Annotated in this window: 15 protein-coding genes; 10 read left to right on the top strand and 5 right to left on the bottom strand. The window is 65.3% G+C overall.

Annotated elements, in window-relative coordinates:
• Positions 1–421: HNH endonuclease (locus ACLQ3I_RS23295; protein WP_425805181.1), on the top strand; the 421-nt coding region annotated here is incomplete at its 5' end.
• A gap of 152 nt (positions 422–573) precedes the next feature.
• Here ACLQ3I_RS23295 and ACLQ3I_RS23290 read toward each other — a convergent pair.
• The 4 genes from ACLQ3I_RS23290 to ACLQ3I_RS23275 are packed head-to-tail and all read right to left on the bottom strand — an operon-like array spanning position 574 to position 4,504.
• On the bottom strand, positions 574–2,259 hold the full coding sequence (locus ACLQ3I_RS23290; protein WP_425805178.1) for a class I adenylate-forming enzyme family protein: 1,686 nt from the start codon (positions 2,257–2,259) through the stop codon (positions 574–576).
• On the bottom strand, positions 2,256–3,020 hold the full coding sequence (locus tag ACLQ3I_RS23285; protein WP_425805175.1) for an SDR family NAD(P)-dependent oxidoreductase: 765 nt from the start codon (positions 3,018–3,020) through the stop codon (positions 2,256–2,258). The genes ACLQ3I_RS23290 and ACLQ3I_RS23285 overlap by 4 nt, the downstream gene beginning before the upstream one ends.
• 16 nt (positions 3,021–3,036) lie before the next feature.
• Entirely contained in the window at positions 3,037–4,170 is a 1,134-nt protein-coding gene (locus ACLQ3I_RS23280) for a thiolase family protein (protein WP_425789151.1), read from the bottom strand.
• The gene (locus ACLQ3I_RS23275) at positions 4,163–4,504 is read right to left on the bottom strand and encodes a hypothetical protein (protein WP_425805173.1); all 342 of its coding nucleotides are present in this window, start codon (positions 4,502–4,504) and stop codon (positions 4,163–4,165) included. The genes ACLQ3I_RS23280 and ACLQ3I_RS23275 overlap by 8 nt, the downstream gene beginning before the upstream one ends.
• Positions 4,505–4,687: 183 nt before the next feature.
• On the opposite strand from ACLQ3I_RS23275, the gene ACLQ3I_RS23270 reads away from it, so the two are divergent.
• The 3 genes from ACLQ3I_RS23270 to ACLQ3I_RS23260 are packed head-to-tail and all read left to right on the top strand — an operon-like array spanning position 4,688 to position 9,090.
• Entirely contained in the window at positions 4,688–5,887 is a 1,200-nt protein-coding gene (locus tag ACLQ3I_RS23270) for an acyl-CoA dehydrogenase family protein (RefSeq protein ID WP_425805170.1), read from the top strand.
• Between the two features lie 12 nt (positions 5,888–5,899).
• The gene (locus tag ACLQ3I_RS23265) at positions 5,900–7,057 is read left to right on the top strand and encodes an acyl-CoA dehydrogenase family protein (protein WP_425805167.1); all 1,158 of its coding nucleotides are present in this window, start codon (positions 5,900–5,902) and stop codon (positions 7,055–7,057) included.
• A 17-nt stretch (positions 7,058–7,074) separates the two neighbouring features.
• The gene (locus tag ACLQ3I_RS23260) at positions 7,075–9,090 is read left to right on the top strand and encodes an NAD(+) synthase (RefSeq protein WP_425805165.1); all 2,016 of its coding nucleotides are present in this window, start codon (positions 7,075–7,077) and stop codon (positions 9,088–9,090) included.
• A 26-nt stretch (positions 9,091–9,116) separates the two neighbouring features.
• Here the strand turns inward: ACLQ3I_RS23260 and ACLQ3I_RS23255 are convergent, their stop codons facing one another.
• Positions 9,117–10,517 (bottom strand): WS/DGAT/MGAT family O-acyltransferase, encoded by a 1,401-nt coding sequence (locus ACLQ3I_RS23255; protein ID WP_425789158.1) that lies wholly within the window; start codon positions 10,515–10,517, stop codon positions 9,117–9,119.
• Positions 10,518–10,663: 146 nt separating this feature from the next.
• On the opposite strand from ACLQ3I_RS23255, the gene ACLQ3I_RS23250 reads away from it, so the two are divergent.
• From ACLQ3I_RS23250 to phoU, 6 genes are all read left to right on the top strand, one after another.
• On the top strand, positions 10,664–12,067 hold the full coding sequence (locus ACLQ3I_RS23250) for a glutamate decarboxylase (RefSeq protein ID WP_425805163.1): 1,404 nt from the start codon (positions 10,664–10,666) through the stop codon (positions 12,065–12,067).
• 43 nt (positions 12,068–12,110) lie between these two features.
• Positions 12,111–12,623 carry a nuclear transport factor 2 family protein gene (locus tag ACLQ3I_RS23245; protein ID WP_425789161.1) on the top strand — a complete coding sequence of 171 codons (513 nt, stop codon included), beginning with the start codon at positions 12,111–12,113 and terminating at the stop codon, positions 12,621–12,623.
• Between the two features lie 318 nt (positions 12,624–12,941).
• A complete protein-coding gene (locus tag ACLQ3I_RS23240) occupies positions 12,942–13,934 on the top strand; it encodes an acyl-ACP desaturase (RefSeq protein WP_425789163.1) in 993 nt (330 codons plus the stop codon).
• Between the two features lie 155 nt (positions 13,935–14,089).
• Positions 14,090–15,223 (top strand): tRNA dihydrouridine synthase DusB, encoded by a 1,134-nt coding sequence (gene dusB, locus ACLQ3I_RS23235; protein ID WP_425790479.1) that lies wholly within the window; start codon positions 14,090–14,092, stop codon positions 15,221–15,223.
• Between the two features lie 158 nt (positions 15,224–15,381).
• The gene (locus tag ACLQ3I_RS23230; RefSeq protein WP_425805160.1) at positions 15,382–17,496 is read left to right on the top strand and encodes an LCP family protein; all 2,115 of its coding nucleotides are present in this window, start codon (positions 15,382–15,384) and stop codon (positions 17,494–17,496) included.
• A gap of 100 nt (positions 17,497–17,596) precedes the next feature.
• Positions 17,597–18,259 carry a phosphate signaling complex protein PhoU gene (phoU, locus tag ACLQ3I_RS23225; protein WP_425789167.1) on the top strand — a complete coding sequence of 221 codons (663 nt, stop codon included), beginning with the start codon at positions 17,597–17,599 and terminating at the stop codon, positions 18,257–18,259.
• Positions 18,260–18,294: the final 35 nt, after the last annotated feature.

Here is an 18,294-nt window from a genome sequence, read left to right as displayed (position 1 = left end):
GTCGACTACGAGAACGCAACACTCACCGAGCCCGAAGCCGCATAGAGGAGCCCTCCACGACTCTGGGGGAACCACAGTTCCCCTCGACATCAGCCGCGACAAGCGACTGTTCACCGCCGCGATGCGCAAGGCGCTCTATATCCGTGATCGCTGCTGCATCAAATGCGGTGCACCGGCCGCCCGCACCCAGGCCCACCACATCGTGCACTGGGCCGACGACGGCGAGACCACCGTGGCCAACGGCTGTCTACTCTGCCCGTCATGTCACGCCGACGTCCACCACAACGGCTGGGACGTCACCATCGGCCTCGACAAACATCCCTGGCTCATCCCACCGGCGACCCTCGACCCACGACGACAACCCATACCCGCCCACAATCGGCGCACCATGACCGTCGACAACCTACCGACTGCCGCCTGAAAAGGCTCCGTCCTCAAGCACACTCGACACCGGCAACGCCAATCCGGCAGACCTACCCGATCAGCGGCGAACACCGCAACCGTTCCTTGACAACTCCACAGTGTGAAACATGCAGGGCCGCCGCTGATCGAGTGGCAACCGATGCCGCTCGATCAGCGGGCCGTGGGTGCGAGCCGCTCGCGCAATGCCACCTTCTGGATCTTGCCCGCCGCCGATGTCGGCAGGGAGTCCACGACGATGACGTCGCGGATCTTCTTGTACGGCAACACCCGCTCGGCGACGAAACCGCGGACGAGTTCCTCGTCGACCACGTGGCCGTCCTTGGGCACGATGAACGCGACCGGTTCCTGGCCGACGCTGCCCGCCTCACGACCGACCACGGCCGTGGAAGCGACATCCGGATGGGTGACGAGTATCTCCTCGAGCTCGCGCGGATAGACGTTGTAGCCCTTGTAGATCAGCATGTCCTTGGCGCGGTCACAGATGTAGAGGTAACCATCGTCGTCGCAGTAGGCGATGTCCCCGGTGTCGAGCCATCCGTCGAGATACTGGGCGGCAGTGATCTCGGGGTGATTCAGGTAGCCGGCAGTGACCTGGGGCCCACGGACCCACAGCTCACCACGTTCTCCCGCCGACAGTATCGTGTGCGGGTCATCGACCGAACGGATCTCGACCGTGGTGTCAAACGTCGGCAAACCCACACTGCCGAGCCGGTATTGACCGTCACTCGTCAACGGTGCCGACGAGACCAGGCAGGTTGCCTCGGTGAGTCCGTAGCCCTCGACGACCGCTCCCGAGGGGAATGCCGCCTGCAGCAGGTCGAGCGTCACGCGGTCGATGGGCGCGGCGCCCGATGACACCACCCGAACCGACGACAGGTCACGGATTCCGACGTCTGGGTGGGTGGCCAACGCGTGCCACATCGCCGGACTGCCGGTGATGTAGGTCGCGCGATGGCGTTCGATCAGTTCGAGCATCTTCGACGCGTCAAACCTGCCCGCCAGCACCTGAGTGGCGCCACAGAGCAGCAGGAAGGACATGTTGATGAGGGCATGCGCGTGGAAAAGTGGCGACACCACGACCGTGGCGGCGGCGCCGGGGACCACTCCCCGGCTCTCTCCACCTCGCGATCGGAGCTGGACGTACCCGTCGTCGCCCTCCATCACCGCGTGCCCGGCACGCCACCCGATCATCTGGGTGACGTTTCCGATCACATTGCGGTGCAACACCTGAACGCCCTTGGAGACTCCGGTGGTGCCGCCCGTGAAAGCGAGGTGCGCGACGTCGGCGGAAGTCACCGAGGTGATCGGGGCGACGGAGTGGCCCGCGGTGAACTCCGCGAGCGTCACCACCCCAACGGGTGCCGACGAAGCGTCGGCCTCGGCCAGCACCACGGCGAGCAGGCGTGTCGCGCGGGCCGCGTCGAGCAGACGTTCGAGTTGCTCGGCTCCCGTGAAGGCGGCCACCGCGCCGGTTTCCGCGAGCTGCGCCCGCAACCCGGGCACCGGTTGGAGCGGATTGACGAGGGTGACCGTGGCACCGGCGCGCAGGGAGCCGTAGTACGCGACGACGAACTCGATGCTGTTGGCAAGATGCAGCAAGACCACGTCACGGTCGCCGACCCCGGAGGCCCGTAATGCCGCGGCGACACGACTGGTTTCCACATCGAGTTCGTCATAGCTCACCACCCGGTCGCCGTCGACCACAGCTGCCCGACCGCCGTACATCCGCGCCATGCTCGGCGGCAGTGCAGCCACCGGGACGTCGGGATAGTGAAGTGCGGTGGACCCGTGACATTCGGTGGACCGGTCTGCGGCCGTTGCCGACGCCTCGCTCATCGCGGTGCCATCCGGATCGCACCGTCGAGGCGGATCGTCTCGCCGTTGAGGTAGCTGTTCTCCAAGACCGAGACCGCGAGTTGTCCGAACTCCGACGGCTTGCCCAGGCGAGACGGATTCGGGATGCCGGCCGCCAGCGACGCGCGGACGTCGTCGCGCAGCCGGGCCAGCAGCGGGGTGTCCATCGTGCCCGGGGCGATCGTGTTGACCCGGATGAGCTTGCTCGCCAGATCGCGCGCCCCGACGATCGTCATGCCGACGATGCCGGCCTTCGAGGCGCTGTAGTTGATCTGACCGATCTGCCCTTCGAAGGCGGCCACCGAGGCCGTGAGCACAATGCAGCCGCGCTCACCATCGAGTTCGTCGAGCCGCGCCATCCGCTCGGCACCCAGCGACAAGGCATTGAACGAGCCGACGAGGTTCAGCTTGATCACGAACTCGAAGTCCTCGACCGACCCCGCATTGCCTTCCTTGTCCAGCACACGCATCCGCCGTCCGGCGCCCGCACAGTGCACCAGCCCCCGCAGACCGCCGCGCTCGTCTGCGATGTCGAGCGCGGCGGCGAACTGCTCACGATCGGTGATGTCGGCCGCGGCGAAGCTCGCCGCCGATCCGAGTTGGTCGGCGACGGCTGCGCCGTCGGAGGTGGGCAGATCGATCAACGTGACCTGCCCGCCGGCATCGGCGATGCGGTTCGCCGTGGCCAGTCCCAATCCCGATGCGCCACCGGTGACGGCGAAGGATTGACCTTTGAGTTCCATTGTGTTCCTTAGGTGTTCAGACGAGTTCGACAATGGTCGCGTTGGCCATGCCGCCTGCCTCGCACATCGACTGCAAGCCGTACCGGATTCCGTTGTCGCGCATGTGATGGATCAGCCTCGTCATCAGGATCGCTCCCGAACCGCCCAGTGGGTGGCCGACGGCGATGGCACCACCGAGCGGATTGACCCGCACCGGATCCGCGCCGGTCTCGATCTGCCACGCGAGCGGGACCGGGGCGAACGCCTCGTTGATCTCGAAAGCGCCGATGTCCGCGATCGAGAGGCCCGAACGCTCGAGTGCCTTCGCGGTCGCGGCGATGGGGCCGGTGAGCATCATGACCGGGTCGTCGCCGGCGACCACCGCCGTGTGCACCCGTGCGATCGGTGAGAGGCCCAGTTCCTTCGCCGTGTCGTCGCCCATCACGAGCAGCGCGCCGGAACCATCTGAGATCTGGGAGGCGTTGCCCGCGTGGATGACCCCGTCGTCTTTGAAGGCCGGCTTGAGAGTGCTCATCGATTCCAGCGTGCCCCCACGGCGGATTCCCTCGTCACCTTCGAGGACCCCTGTGATGGGGGCGAGCTGTCCGTCGAAGGCACCGTTGTCGGCAGCGGTCGCGGCGAGCTCATGGGACCGTAGGGAGAACTCGTCGAGGGCGGTACGACTCAGCGCCCACTTCTCGGCCATCATCTCGGCCCCGACCCCCTGGCTGAAGCGGTCCACGCCGTATCGGTCGAGCACGGTGGCCGGCTGATTCTCGCCGTTGGGCGCCGCACTCCCCATCGGCACCCGACTCATCGACTCGACGCCACCGGCGACCACGACGTCCTGCTGACCGGAGATCACTGCCGCCGCAGCCATGCTGACCGCCTGCTGGCTCGACCCGCAGGCGCGGCTGACCGTGGTACCGGGCACCGATTCGGGCCATCCGGCGGCGAGGACGGCGGTCCGGGCGATGTTGGTGGCCTGCTCGGACGTCTGACTCACGCAACCCCAGACCACGTCATCGATCACCGACGGGTCGATGCCGGTCCGTTCGACGAGGGCCTCGAGTACGTGCGCCGACAGGTCGGCGGGATGGATTCCCGACAGGGCGCCGCGACGGCGTCCGATCGGCGTGCGGACGGCGTCGACGATCACTGCATCACGCATGGGACTTCCTTCTACTGACGGTGAATCGGATGGCTGTGGTGAGGTCATCGGGCCCCACTTGAATCGACCATGAAGCAGGGTGGATGACAAGTCGGTTCACGCTCACGGTCGGATAGCCCCAACCTATGGGCGGGCCGTTGCTGACCACCCGGCCTCGCCGGACCAGCACCTCGTCACGTACGGGATCGACCAGGACGAATGCGATCACCGCGCACACCAACACCGTCGCCACCGGAAAGTGCTGGATCGCAGCGTCCGGATCGACTGTGGTGGTCGGCGCCGGGGACTCCTTCGCAGTGCAGAAGGGGAGATCGGCGAGAGGTGGGACTGTCACTGTCGATGAGTCGGCAGTTCGTACCCCACGCCACGCATCATTGGCTCCCGCTAACCCATCGATAGCCGATCATGTTGTTCCGTCGAGCACGAGCTGCAGGCATGCTGAGAGGGTTCACCGGTGTGCCTCGGCCACCGCCGAGCGCCCAGACGACAAGAACCCGCCGACTGAAGAAGAGGTCAGATGACCCGCCTCGCACAAACCCTGGGATTGACCGAGATCCAGTCTGAGATCGTGGCGAATGTTCGCCGGTTTGTGGACAAGGAGATCATTCCGGTCGCCCAAGAGCTCGAGCATGCAGATGCCTATCCGCAGCAGATTGTGGATGGTATGGGTCAGATGGGATTGTTCGGGTTGATGATCCCCGAGGAGTACGGGGGCCTCGGCGAATCACTGCTCACCTACGCACTGTGTGTGGAAGAACTCGCCCGGGGCTGGATGAGTGTGTCGGGGGTGATCAACACTCATTTCATCGTCGCCTACATGATCCGTCAGCACGGCACCGACGAGCAGAAACAGCGCTTCCTGCCACGCATGGCCACCGGTGACGTGCGTGGCGCGTTCTCCATGTCGGAGCCCGCACTCGGTTCCGATGTCGCCGCGATCACCACGACCGCCACACGCACCGGTGAAGGCGGCGGTTATGCGATCAGTGGTCAGAAGATGTGGCTGACCAACGGTGCCACCTCCACCCTGGTCGCCGCGCTGGTGCGTACCGACGAGGGACAGGAGAAACCGCACAAGAATCTGACCACGTTCCTGATCGAGAAGCCGGCCGGCTTCGGGGAGGTGCTACCCGGGCTGACCATCCCGAAAAAGTTGGACAAGATGGGCTACAAGGGCATCGACACCACCGAACTCATCTTCGACGACTACCAGGCGCAGGCCGTCGATATCCTCGGCGGTGACCCGGGCAAGGGATTCGCCCACATGATGGACGGCGTCGAGGTGGGTCGGGTCAATGTGTCCGCGCGTGCCTGTGGGATCGCCCAGCGGGCCTTCGAGTTGGCCGTACGGTATGCCCAGCAACGTTCTACCTTCGGTAAACCGATCGCCGAGCATCAAGCGATCGCCTTCAGCCTGGCCGAGATGGCCACCAAGGTCGAGGCCGCGCATCTGATGCTGGTCAACGCCGCCCGCCTCAAAGACTCCGGCGAACGCAACGACGTCGCGGCCGGCATGGCCAAATACTTGTGCAGCGAATACTGCGCCGAGGTCACCCAGGCTTCGTTCCGCATCCACGGCGGCTACGGCTACTCCACCGAATTCGAGATCGAACGCCTGATGCGCGAAGCACCCTTTCTGCTGATCGGCGAAGGCACCAGCGAAATCCAGAAACAGATCATCAGCAAAGGACTACTCCGCGAATACCGCGAGAAGTAAAGGGGAGAACACGTGCAGCGCAGCATCTTCACCGACGACCACGAGGCCTTTCGTAAGACCATCCGTGAGTTCATCGCCAAGGAAGTGGCACCCGAGTACCACGAGTGGGAGAAGCAGGGACACCCGCCGCGCGAGTTCTACAACCGGCTCGGCGATCTCGGCGTGCTCGGCATCGAGGCACCGGAGGAATACGGCGGTGGCGGCGTCGCAGACTTCACCTATTCGATGGTGATCGCCGAGGAGACGTCGGCCGCCGGGGTCACCTTCGGCAGCTACTCCGTGCACAGCAACCTCATCCTGCCCTACCTGATGGAGCACGCGACCGACGACCAGAAGCAGCGCTGGATTCCCGGATTCTGCTCCGGCGACATCATGTTCGCGATCGCGATGACCGAGCCGGGCACCGGATCGGACCTCGCGAACATCTCCACCACCGCAAAGCTGTCCGAGGACGGCAGCCACTACATCCTCGACGGTGCGAAGACGTTCATCACCGGCGGCGCACTCGCGGACCGGGTCCTGGTGGTGTGCCGGACGTCGCCGTTCGACAGCGAGAACCGCCGGGCCGGGCTGTCGATCCTCGTCGTCGACACCACCTCCGAGGGTTACGCCGTCGGACGCAAACTCGAGAAGATCGGACTCAAGGCCTCCGACACCGCCGAACTGTCGTTCAGCTCGGTGAAGGTGCCCGTGGAGGACCGCCTCGGTGAGGAGGGTGCGGGCTTCTCGTACCTCACGCACAATCTCGCGCAGGAGCGGCTCACCATCGCCATCGGCGCCGCGGCAACCGCGGCCGCAGCCGTGCAGCACGCGCTCGACTACACCAAGGACCGTGATGTCTTCGGTCGCCCAGTGGCGTCGTTCCAGAACACGAAATTCGTCCTGGCGGAATGCTCGGCCGAGGTCGAGGCGATCCGGCATCTGGTCGACCGCGCCCTCGAACTGCACAACGCAGGCGAACTCTCCGTGCCGGATGCGGCGCGGGCCAAGCTGTTCGCAACCGAGACAGCCGGACGTGTCATCGACAAATGCCTGCAGTTGCACGGCGGATACGGCTACATCGTCGAATACCCGATCGCCAGACTGTATGCCGACACCCGGGTCTCGCGCATCTACGGCGGCACCAATGAGGTGATGAAGACGATCATCGCGAAAGACCTCGGCCTCTGACCCATTAGGCTCGGGGTGTGTCAGTCTACGAGCACGGATTCGCGCGGGTGAGCGGGGCGGTTCCGACCGTCTCCATCGCCGACCCGGCGCGCAATGCCGAACGAACGGTCGATGCACTCCGCGCTGCTGCCGATGACGGCGCCGCGCTGGTGGTGTTCCCCGAACTCGGGCTGTGTGGGTACAGCATCGACGACCTCGTCCAGCAGGACGCCGTACTGGACGCATGCCTGGACGGCCTGCAGACAGTGGTCGAGGCGAGCACGGGGTTACGCCCACTGATCGCCGTCGGCCTGCCCCTGGTGGTCGGCGACGGTCTCTACAACTGCGCAGCCGTCGTCCACGACGGGGCGGTCCTCGGCGTTGTCCCGAAGTCGTATCTGCCGAATTACCGGGAGTTCTACGAGCAGCGGTACTTCTCCGCTGCCCGCGACGCCGCCGTCACCACCGCCACGGTGATGGGCGCGGAGGTACCGTTCGGTCCGGATCTCATCTTCGAGGCCGACGACCTTCCTGGCTTCGCCGTGCATCTGGAGATCTGCGAGGACGGGTGGGTGCCGATCCCGCCGAGCACCTGGGCGGCATTGGCGGGTGCGACGGTCTTGGCCAACCTGTCCGGCAGCCCGGTCACCGTCGGCAAGGAGTCATACCGGAAGTCGCTGTGCACCAGCCATTCCGCCCGATGCGTCGCTGCCCACGTCTATGTGGCCGCGGGATTCGGCGAGTCCACCACCGACCTCGCCTGGGACGGCGACGCGCTGATCTCGGAGAACGGTACGCTCCTGGCCCGCACGGAACAGTTCTCGATGACCGATCAGCGCATCACCGCCGACATCGATCTCGACCGGCTCCGGCAGGAGCGGATGCGGATGATCAGCCTGCGCGATCAGGTGGGCGACTACGCTGGCGACCTGAAACCGCTGCGCCGCATCCGGTTCCGACTCGGGGCCACCGAAGAGGTCGACGACACGCTGCGCCGTGAGGTGCCGCGATTCCCGTTCGTCCCTGCCGATTCGGCCGATCGCGACTTCCGCTGCCGGGAGGTCGGGAACATCCAGGTGCAGGGCCTGGCGGCGCGGCTGCGCGCCACCGGGATCGAGAAGATCGTCATTGGCGTCTCCGGCGGACTCGACTCCACCTTGGCGCTCTTGGTCGCCGTCGACACCTTCGATCGCCTCGGGCTGCCGCGGCAGAACATCCTCGCCTACACGATGCCCGGATTCGCCACCGGCACCGCGACATTGCGGCGCGCCCACGTGCTGATGGACTCGCTCGGGGTCAGCGGCACGGAACTCGACATCCGGCCGTCGTGTGAACAGATGCTCGCCGACCTCGGGCACCCGTACTCCCGCGGTGAGAAGGTCTACGACGTCACGTTCGAGAACGTCCAGGCCGGTGAGCGGACATCGCACCTGTTCCGGCTGGCCAATCACCACGGCGCCATCGTGCTCGGCACCGGTGATCTCTCCGAACTCGCGCTGGGCTGGTGCACCTACGGTGTCGGCGACCAGATGTCGCACTACAACGTCAACTCGTCGGTGCCGAAAACCCTGATCCAGCACCTCATCCGGTGGATGATCACGACCAGCGCCTACCCGCAGGAGACCACCGACACCCTCGCCGAGATCCTCGACGACGTGATCTCCCCCGAGTTGGTTCCGGCAGGTGACGACGGCGCGATCCAGAGCACCGAGGACACGGTCGGACCGTACGAACTGCACGACTTCTTCCTGTACTACCTGACCCGATTCGGTTATCGCCCGGCGAAGATCGCCTACCTGGCGGCACAGGCCTGGGGCGACCGCGAACGGGGCGCGTGGTCGGAGATGATCATCACCCAGCGCCGCAACGAGTACGACCCGACAACCATCGAGCGATGGCTCATCGTCTTCCTCAAGCGGTTCATGAGCAATCAGTTCAAGCGCACCGCGATGCCCAACGGCCCGAAGATCGGTTCCGGTGGGTCATTGTCGCCGCGCGGTGACTGGCGGTCGCCGTCCGACGCGAGCTCACGTGCCTGGCTCGACAGCCTGTGAGCCGACCTCCCGGCCGGTGAGGTAGATCAGTCGCACCGCTCGAGCAACTGCTTGAGCTGCTCGTCGAAGGCACGGGCGATCGCCTGGACATCCGGGGCCTGATCGGTGCAGGCGAGGATGCCGACATTGAGATGGCCGTCGGCGGAGAAGACGGTGATGTTCAGTCCGAGCCCGTGGAAGATCGGCCCGAGCGGATAGACCGCGGTGACCCGCGAGCCGAGGAAGTAGAGCGGGAAGTCGGGGCCCGCGACATTGGAGACCAGGACGTTGAACACCGGCGGATGTGCCAGCGAGAGTCCGCGATCGCCGTAGAGCTTCATCACCGTCGACATGGTGGTCCCGGGGGCGAACTGTGCCCACGCCCGAAGGATGTTGGCGTCGATGTCGGCGTGATGCTCTTTCGACTTGCGAGCCATCTCCGATGCCTGCTCGACCCTCTCGACCGGGTCGTCGAGATTCGACGGCAACAGCGTGAACATGCCGGTGACCTTGTTGGTGCCACCGGTCACCAGCGCGCTCTCGTCCGCTCCGTGCACCGACACCGGCACCATGGCGACGAGCGGTTGCTCCGGGAGCTCGTCGTGCTGTTCGAGATAACTGCGCATCGCACCGCCGGTGATGGCGAGCACGACGTCGTTGATCTTCACGCCGAAACGGTTCTTGACCCGTTTGACGTCGTCGAGGGAGAGCTGAGTGACCGCGAGTGAGCGATGCGGTGTGATCGGCGCGTTGAAGCGGGTACGCGGCGCCTGGAACGGAACCGGCATCGCGGTCTTCGCCCGGGTGCGGCGGAACCATTCGATCGGCACCCCGACGGTCTCCGGGAGGAGTTTGGCCATCGCGATCGGGCGCTGGACGAAGTAATTGACCGCCCCCGTCAACGCCATCGTCGTCCGCGACGATCCGCCTGCGGTCTCCTTCATCTTGTCCGCATCGAGATCGGGTGCCTCAGGCGTCATGGTGCAGAGTTCGGCGAGGAGGTCCGCGCTGGTCACCCCGTCGACCCCGGCATGGTGCATGCGGAGCATCGCGGCGACCTTGCCCTGTGCGAGTCCCTCGATGACCCACAACTCCCACAACGGCTTGCCGCGGTCGAGGGTCTGGCCGGCGAGGTGGGCGCACAGCTCGGCCACCTGCTCCTCACCGCCCGGGGCGGGCACCGCGACACGGTGGACGTGACGTTCGATGTCGAAGTCCTCGTCCTCGATCCAGACCGGATGGTCGATGTTCAGCAGCGAATTATCCAGTTTGCGACGGAAATTGGGCATCGCTCCGATGCGCCGCTCGAGCTCGTCGCGCAGCTTGACGAAACTGTAACCACCCGGCATCGTGCTCGGATCGATCTCGATGAGACCGATGACGTGCATGAGCTGCGACCTCGTCTCGAGATAGAGAAACGACGCATCGAGCCCGCTGAGACGTTGCATGCACCCATCACCCCTTGCGCTACCGACGTCACTACTGACCCCGTCACCGACCATCATGCGCGCACGGATGAACAGCCCGCGCGCGCTTGCACAATCATGCCCGAAGGATGAGCCGGTCAGGCATCGATTCGGCGTACGTTGAGCCGATGGAACATCACCTGAAAGTCGATCGCAACGACGTCGCCGACCTTCCGGTCTCGGCGAACCCGCTGTTCACCCGCAGTGGCGAAGCCACCGAGTTCCCACGCTTCACACTTCCCGAGACCGAATCGTTGCCGGAGACCGCCTATCAGATCGTCCACGACGAGGCCATGCTCGACGGCAACGCGCGCCAGAACCTGGCCACCTTCGTGGGGACCTGGATGGACGATCACGCCAATCGGCTGTATCTCGAGTCGGCCGACAAGAACATGATCGACAAAGACGAGTACCCGCAGACCGCTGCGATCGAAACCCGTTGCTGGACAATGCTTGCCAATCTCTGGAATGCGCCGGATGCGACCAAGGCGATCGGCACGTCGACCATCGGTTCGTCGGAGGCGGCCATGCTCGGCGGCATGGCGCTCAAACGCCGCTGGGCCGAACGCCGCAAGGCGGAGGGCAAACCCGTCGGCACCCCGAACCTGATCATGTCGTCGGCGGTCCAGGTGTGCTGGGAGAAGTTCTGCAACTTCTTCGAGATCGAAGCCCGGTATGTACCGATCTCCGAGGAGCATCCCCTCCTCGACGGCCACGACCTCGCGTCCTACGTCGACGAGAACACCATCGGCGTCGTACCGATCATGGGCGTCACCTACACCGGCGCGTACCAGCCGGTCACCGCGATCGCCGCCGCCCTCGACGAGATCCAGGCGAACACCGGCCTCGACATCCCCATCCACGTGGATGCGGCCTCCGGTGGGGCAATCGCCCCGTTCCTGCAGCCCGATCTCGAATGGGACTTCCGCGTCGACCGGGTCGCGTCGATCAACATGTCCGGCCACAAATACGGCCTCGTGTACCCCGGCATCGGCTGGGTGGTCTGGCGGGACGCATCGTTGCTCCCCGAGAGCCTCGTGTTCCGGGTCAGCTATCTCGGCGGCGACATGCCCACCTTCGCCATCAACTTCTCCCGGCCGGGCGCCCAGGTGTTGCTGCAGTACTACCAATTCCTCCGGCTCGGCTTCGAGGGCTACCGCGCAGTCCAGCAGAACTGCCAGGACGTCGCGATGTCGCTGTCGTCCCAGATCGGCGCGATGGACCAGTTCGTGCTGCGCAGCGATGGCAGCGACATCCCGGTCTTCGCCTGGCAACTCGCACCGGGACACTCCGACAACTGGAACCTGCATCACCTGTCCACTCAGTTGCGCGAACGCGGCTGGCAGGTGCCCGCCTACCCGCTACCCGACAATCTCGCCGATCAGTGGGTGCAACGGATCGTGGTGCGCAACGGCCTGTCGCATGACTTGGCAGACCTGTTGATGCGCGACCTGCGCAGTTCGGTGGAATACCTGGACAGCCTCGACACGCCGATGCCGACGCCACACGCCACCCACGGGTTCCATCACTGATCGACGGAATTTCTAGAACAAGTTCTAGTACGCTCAGGCCTCGATGAGCACATTCACGCATTCCGAACTCGATGAGGCCTTCGGCCAATTCCAGCGAACTGTCGCCGAGATCGCCGTGACCCGTGATTGGGACCGGTTCGCCGAACTGTTCACCGAAGACGCCGACTACGTCGAACACGCCCTCGGCACGATGTCCGGCCGCGAGGAGATCCGGGCCTGGATCTGGAAGACGATGACCGCCTTCCCCGGCAGCCACATGACCGGGTACCCCTCGCTCTGGCACGTGGTGGACGCGCCGACCGGCCGGGTGATCTGCGAGGTCGACAACCCGATGCGCGATCCGGGCGACGGAACCCTGATCACCGCGACCAACATCACCATCCTGACCTACGCCGGCAACGGGCTGTGGAGTCGGGAGGAGGACGTCTACAACCCGATGGAGTTCGGCCAGGCGGCGATGAAATGGTGCGAGAAATCGGCCGAACTGGGTACCCTTGACGATGACGCGGCCCGGTGGATGGACACCATCGGGGTGATGTTCGCGCGGCGTCGATGACGCCTCGGCCTCGGATGATTTGCGTAACGGCACGTAGGGGGCCTGCGAATCGGCCGTGAATCCGCGTCACGCAGGGGGAAGACGTGCCCCGATCGGCGATGATCGAGCGGTACGTGAGAGTTGTCGTCGAAAACGATCGTGATCGACGACACGTGAGATGAACGTAACGGCGAACGCCCATGGTTACGATTCCGTAAGTACGGACTTGGGTCGGGTCGGCAGGTGTCGTATCCTGAACCACTGACCACCATGTCAGTCCCGCGCCGAGCTCACCACTGACAGGCATGACATACGGACCACCACCGTTCGGAGGAAAGAATGGCACGCGTTCTGACCCAGCTTGAACTGCTCAAGGAGCTGGCACCGGTTGCCGAGGACAACGTCAACCGGCACCTCAAGATCGCCAAGAACTGGAACCCGCACGACTACGTGCCGTGGGATGACGGCAAGAACTTCGCAGCGCTCGGCGGAGTCGACTACGACCCCGAGCAGTCGCAGCTCGACGAGGTCGCCAAGGCCGCGATGATCACCAACCTCCTCACCGAGGACAACCTGCCGTCCTACCACCGGGTCATCGCCGACAACTTCTCGATGGATTCGGCGTGGGGCCACTGGGTGGGACGCTGGACCGCCGAGGAGAACCGGCACGGCATCGCCATGCGCGACTACCTCGTGGTGACCCGCGGTGTCGATCCCGTCGCCCTCGAAGAGGCGCGGATGATCCACATGACCAACGGCTACGACCCGATGCTCGCCGCCGCCGGACGCACCGAGGAGCTCGAGGAATACGCCGACGAACTGGGCATCCTGCACTCGGTCGCGTATGTGACCTTCCAGGAGCTGGCCACCCGCGTCAGCCACCGCAACACCGGCAAGGCCTGCAACGACCCGATCGCCGACAAGATGCTGCAGCGCATCGCCGCCGACGAGAACCTGCACATGATCTTCTACCGCAACATCTGCGGTGCGGGTATGGACATCTCGCCCGACCAGACGTTGCGTGCGGTGACCGATATCGTCACCAACTTCCAGATGCCGGGCGCCGGTATGCCGAACTTCCGTCGCCACGGTGTGCTGATGGCCAAGCACGGCATCTACGACCTGCGTCAGCACCTCGAAGAGGTCATCATGCCGGTTCTCCGTAAGTGGAAGATCTTCGAGCGTGAGGACTTCACCCCAGAGGGCGAGAAGACCCGCGAGGAGCTCAGCGCCTTCCTCGAGCAGCTCCAGAAGGACACCATCCGCTTCGAGGAGATGCGCGACCGTTCGCTGGCCCGCGAGGCCAAGAAGCGGGAGCAGCAGGCATCCTGAGCACCGCACAGACGGTCCGAGTGCTTCCTGAGGAGCGAGCTCGCGAGCGTCACGAAGGACCGGCGCCCTCGACCTCCGAGGGCGCCGGTTCGGCGTCGCCCTTCGCGGTTCGCGGGGTCGCTCCTCAGGACGGCGCGTCAGGGAACGGCGCTGCGCTGAGAATCGGCTCCATCGAGCTGGCGAGCCCGGTGGTTCTCGCCCCGATGGCCGGCGTCACCAACGTCGCCTTCCGCACCCTGTGCCGCGAGCTCGAACTCGCCCGCACCGGCACGGTGTCGGGGCTCTACGTGTGCGAGATGGTCACCGCCCGCGCGCTGGTGGAACGTCACCCGGTCACGATGCACATGACGACGTTCGGACCGGACGAGTCGCCACGGTCGATGCAGCTGTACACCGTGGACCCGGAGAACACCTACGCGGCGGCCAAGATGATCGTCGACGAGAATCTCGCCGACCACATCGACATGAACTTCGGCTGCCCGGTCCCCAAGGTCACGCGCAAAGGTGGCGGATCGGCAATTCCCTACAAGCGCAACCTGTTCCGGCGGATCGTCGCAGCCGCGGTGCGTGCCACCGAGGGCACGTCGATCCCGGTGACGGTGAAGTTCCGGATCGGTATCGACGACGAGCACCACACGCATCTCGACGCCGGACGCATCGCGGCCGCCGAGGGCGCGCAGGCCGTCGCCCTGCATGCGCGCACCGCTTCGCAGCGCTATTCGGGAACCGCCGCTTGGGATGAGATCGCCCGGCTCAAGGAGCACGTGACCGAGGTTCCGGTACTCGGCAACGGCGACATCTTCGAACCGGTCGATGCCGTCGAGATGATGCGGCACACCGGCTGCGACGGCGTGGTGATCGGCCGCGGCTGCCTCGGACGGCCGTGGCTGTTCGCCGAACTCGCAGCCGAATTGAACGGATTCGCGGCGCCCGCCGCCCCGAATCTCGGAGAGGTGTCGCAGATCATCGTCCGGCACGGTGAATTGCTCGCCGCACATCATGGCGAGGGCAAGGGCATGCGCGAGATCCGTAAACATGTCGCCTGGTATCTGCGCGGTTTCCCGGCCGGCTCCGATCTCCGCAATCGACTGGCGCTGGTGAACACCCTCGATGAGCTGCGCGAACTCGTCGGCACGCTGCCCGCCGACGCCGAATTCCCAGCGGACGGACATGGGCCTCGCGGTCGGCAGGGATCGCCTGCGAAGGTCGCGCTACCCGACGGCTGGCTCGACGACCCGGACGAGGACATCGTTCCCGACGGCGCAGAGATCATGCATTCGGGCGGCTGAATACGGAAATGCAACCCGCCACGCGGTAGCTGAGACATGTTCTCAGGTGCAATCAGTAATATGACTCGAGGTCTCGCGTGGGCGGGACCATGTCATGGTGCGCCGTACCAGCCCAACGGCGGTGGCACTGGAAGGTCGGGGTTCAAGGGGAATGTCAGTTGAGTCGTAAGTCATCGGGACCGGACGAGCCGTCCGACGAAGGCAGCACGCCTCGTCGTGGTCGGCGGGCTGGTCGCTCCGGTGGTGCCAACGACTTCAAGGAGATGTTCGGCGACCCACCGGTGAACGGTGGCCCTTCCCACGGCGCCCTCCACGAGCCACGCGGCACCGATCGCTACGTCCGCGGACGCACCCGGCTCACCGTGCGTGAGCTGATGGAGCAGATGAACGCGGCCGGGGCCGACGCGCAGACGTCCGGACCGGCACAGCCGGGACAGTCCCGAAAGCGTTCGCCGGAGCCACAGCCACCCGCTGACGAGAATCCGACCACGGTCCATCGATTCGGGAACCTCGACGAGGTCCCCAACGCGAACGATGTGACCCAGAAGATCCCGACCATCCGCCCCGACGCCCCCGATGTCGACGTCGATCTCTCGGACGACGCGACCCGCGAACGGGTCACCGAGGAGTCGCGCGGGCAGGGCAGCCGCGCCCGGCCGTTGCAGCCGACTCCCGACCTCTCCGACACCATCCCGCCACGGTCGCGTCCGTTCCGGCATCCCGGACCGAAGGATCGGCGCCGCAACCTCACCCGAAACGTCACCGTCACGGGCCGTGTCATGGTCGCGGTCGCCTGCGTGATGGCCCTGGTCGGCACCGGCTTCGTCTGGGGCTACCTGCAATCGTGGGACGGCAACTGGAAAACCATCAACGCGGTGAACCCGGACGATTCGAACATCCGTAAGAAGGATGCGCAGTACGGCGACGAGAACTATCTCATCGTGGGCACCGACACCCGATCCGGACAGAACAGCAAGGTGGGCGCAGGTACCACCGCCGACGCCGAAGGTGCACGCTCGGATACCGTCATCCTGGTCAATGTGCCGGCCAATCGCAGCCGGGTGGTCGCCGTCTCGTTCCCCCGCGACCTGCAGGTCGACCGGCCCGAATGCCAGCAATGGGACAACAGTGCCGGCACCTACGGAGATCCGATACCGGCCGAGACCGGAGTGAAGCTCAACAGTCTCTACGCCGACGGCGGACCGAAATGCCTGGTGCAGGCGATCACCCAGATGAGTGGCCTGAACATCAACCACTTCATCGCGATGGACTTCTACGGATTCGAGAAGGTCGTCAAATCCGTCGGCGGTGTCCAGGTCTGTTCCACGTCACCCCTGTACGACTACGAGCTTGGCCAGATCATCCGGAAAGCCGGACCTCAGAAGCTCACCGGACGACGCGCTCTGAACTATGTCCGCGCTCGGAACATCGCGTCCGAGGGCACCGGCGACTACGGCCGGATCAAGCGGCAACAGCTGTTCATGTCGTCACTGCTGCGTTCCACACTGTCCGGCAACGTGTTGTCGAACCCGAACAAGCTGAACAGCATCGTCAACACCTTCATCCAGTACAGCTTCGTGGACGGTGTCGACACCAAGTCACTGCTCAATCTGGCCGAATCGATGCAGGGAATCGAGGCCGGACGGGTCACCTTCCTGACCATCCCGACCTCGGGTACCACGACGGACGGTCTCAACAACGAGATCCCGCGGACCGACGCCATCAACGCGATCTTCAACTCGATCATCGACGACGACCCGCTGCCCGGTGAGAAGGCGAAGAAGAAGGCCTCGAGTTCCGCCAGCAAGACGGCCTCGAGCAGTTCGGCCGCACCCTCGAGTGAGGCCGCACCGACCAAGCTGAACGCGACCGCGCAGAGCCCCGGCAACGTGGGCGTCCGAGTCCTCAACGGGACCGACCGCAGCGGCGTGGCGTCAGAGGTCTCCGACCAGCTCGTGTCCCAGGGATTCGACGTCCGCGGTGTCGCCGACGCCTCGGAGAACCGCGACGAGACCGTCATCCGCTATGGCGCGGGCGAGCAGGATTCGGCGGCCACCCTGGCCAAGATGTTCCCCGGCGCGACGATCCAGCAGGACCCGAACGTGAAGTCGGGCGTCGAAGTGATCCTGGGTTCGAACTTCGACGGATCCCTGGACTCGACCCCCGCCACCGGTAGCACCATCTCGGCCCAGCAACTGCCGGAGCTGTCGGCGTCGTCGGGCCTGCCGAACGATCTTGCGGTGACCAACGCGGGCGACACGACCTGCTCCTGACCTGCAAAAAAGGGGTCAAATCGGGCATGCACCGGCCGTTCATGGTGTGTTCATCCGCACTGGCAGGGTATCGGTCGAGTGACCAAGTATCCTGGACGCTATGCGTACCGCGTACCACGAGCAGCTTGAGGTGCTCAATTCGATCTTGGGCGAGATGTGTGACCTCGCCGGCGCGACCATGGCGCGCGCCACCCAGGCCCTGCTGCAGGCCGAGCTGGCCGTCGCCGAGGAAGTGATCACCGACAACGACCGGATGAACGAGTTGTCGGTCCGCGCCGAGGAGCAGGCGTTCGCGCTGCTCGCCCGACAGGCTCCGGTGGCCGGTGATCTGCGCGGAATCGTCAGCGGATTCCAGATCGCGGCGGACGTCGACCGGATGGGGGCACTCGCCCTGCACGTGGCGAAGGTTGCGCGCCGTCGCCACCCGGCCAAGGCGCTGCCCGAGGAGGTCAACGGCTACTTTGCCGAGATGGGCCGGCTCGCGGTGCAACTCGCGGAGACCGCGCGAGAGGTCCTGACCACACAGAACCCGGAGGAAGCAGTCCGTCTGCAAGAAGACGACGATGCCATGGACGATCTGCACCGGCACCTGTTCACGGTGCTGATGGACCGGGAGTGGAGCCACGGGGTGGCCGCCGCCGTCGATGTCACCCTGCTCGGCCGGTACTACGAGCGGTTCGCCGACCACGCGGTGCTCATCGGGCGCAGGGTCGTGTTCCAGGCCACCGGGCAGACACCGGAACAGTTCCTCGAGGTCTCCTGACCAATCGTCGGAACCGCGTCCCCGGGTCTCGACGA

Origin of the sequence: Gordonia sp. DT101, from assembly GCF_049844895.1 — a bacterium.
Lineage (GTDB): Bacteria > Actinomycetota > Actinomycetes > Mycobacteriales > Mycobacteriaceae > Gordonia.
The sequence above is the reverse complement of the archived record's forward strand: the minus strand, read 5'-3'. Positions and strand labels throughout refer to the sequence as shown.

Bases quoted from the DNA above. Each gene is read 5' to 3' on its own strand.
- ACLQ3I_RS23270 (WP_425805170.1), top strand. From the start codon at position 4,688: ATGACCCGCCTCGCACAAACCCTGGGATTGACCGAGATCCAGTCTGAG.
- phoU (WP_425789167.1), top strand. From the start codon at position 17,597: ATGCGTACCGCGTACCACGAGCAGCTTGAGGTGCTCAATTCGATCTTG.
- ACLQ3I_RS23245 (WP_425789161.1), top strand. From the start codon at position 12,111: ATGAGCACATTCACGCATTCCGAACTCGATGAGGCCTTCGGCCAATTC.
- ACLQ3I_RS23280 (WP_425789151.1), bottom strand. From the start codon at position 4,170: ATGCGTGATGCAGTGATCGTCGACGCCGTCCGCACGCCGATCGGACGC.
- ACLQ3I_RS23250 (WP_425805163.1), top strand. From the start codon at position 10,664: ATGGAACATCACCTGAAAGTCGATCGCAACGACGTCGCCGACCTTCCG.
- ACLQ3I_RS23255 (WP_425789158.1), bottom strand. From the start codon at position 10,517: ATGCAACGTCTCAGCGGGCTCGATGCGTCGTTTCTCTATCTCGAGACG.
- ACLQ3I_RS23285 (WP_425805175.1), bottom strand. From the start codon at position 3,020: ATGGAACTCAAAGGTCAATCCTTCGCCGTCACCGGTGGCGCATCGGGA.
- ACLQ3I_RS23240 (WP_425789163.1), top strand. From the start codon at position 12,942: ATGGCACGCGTTCTGACCCAGCTTGAACTGCTCAAGGAGCTGGCACCG.
- ACLQ3I_RS23290 (WP_425805178.1), bottom strand. From the start codon at position 2,259: ATGAGCGAGGCGTCGGCAACGGCCGCAGACCGGTCCACCGAATGTCAC.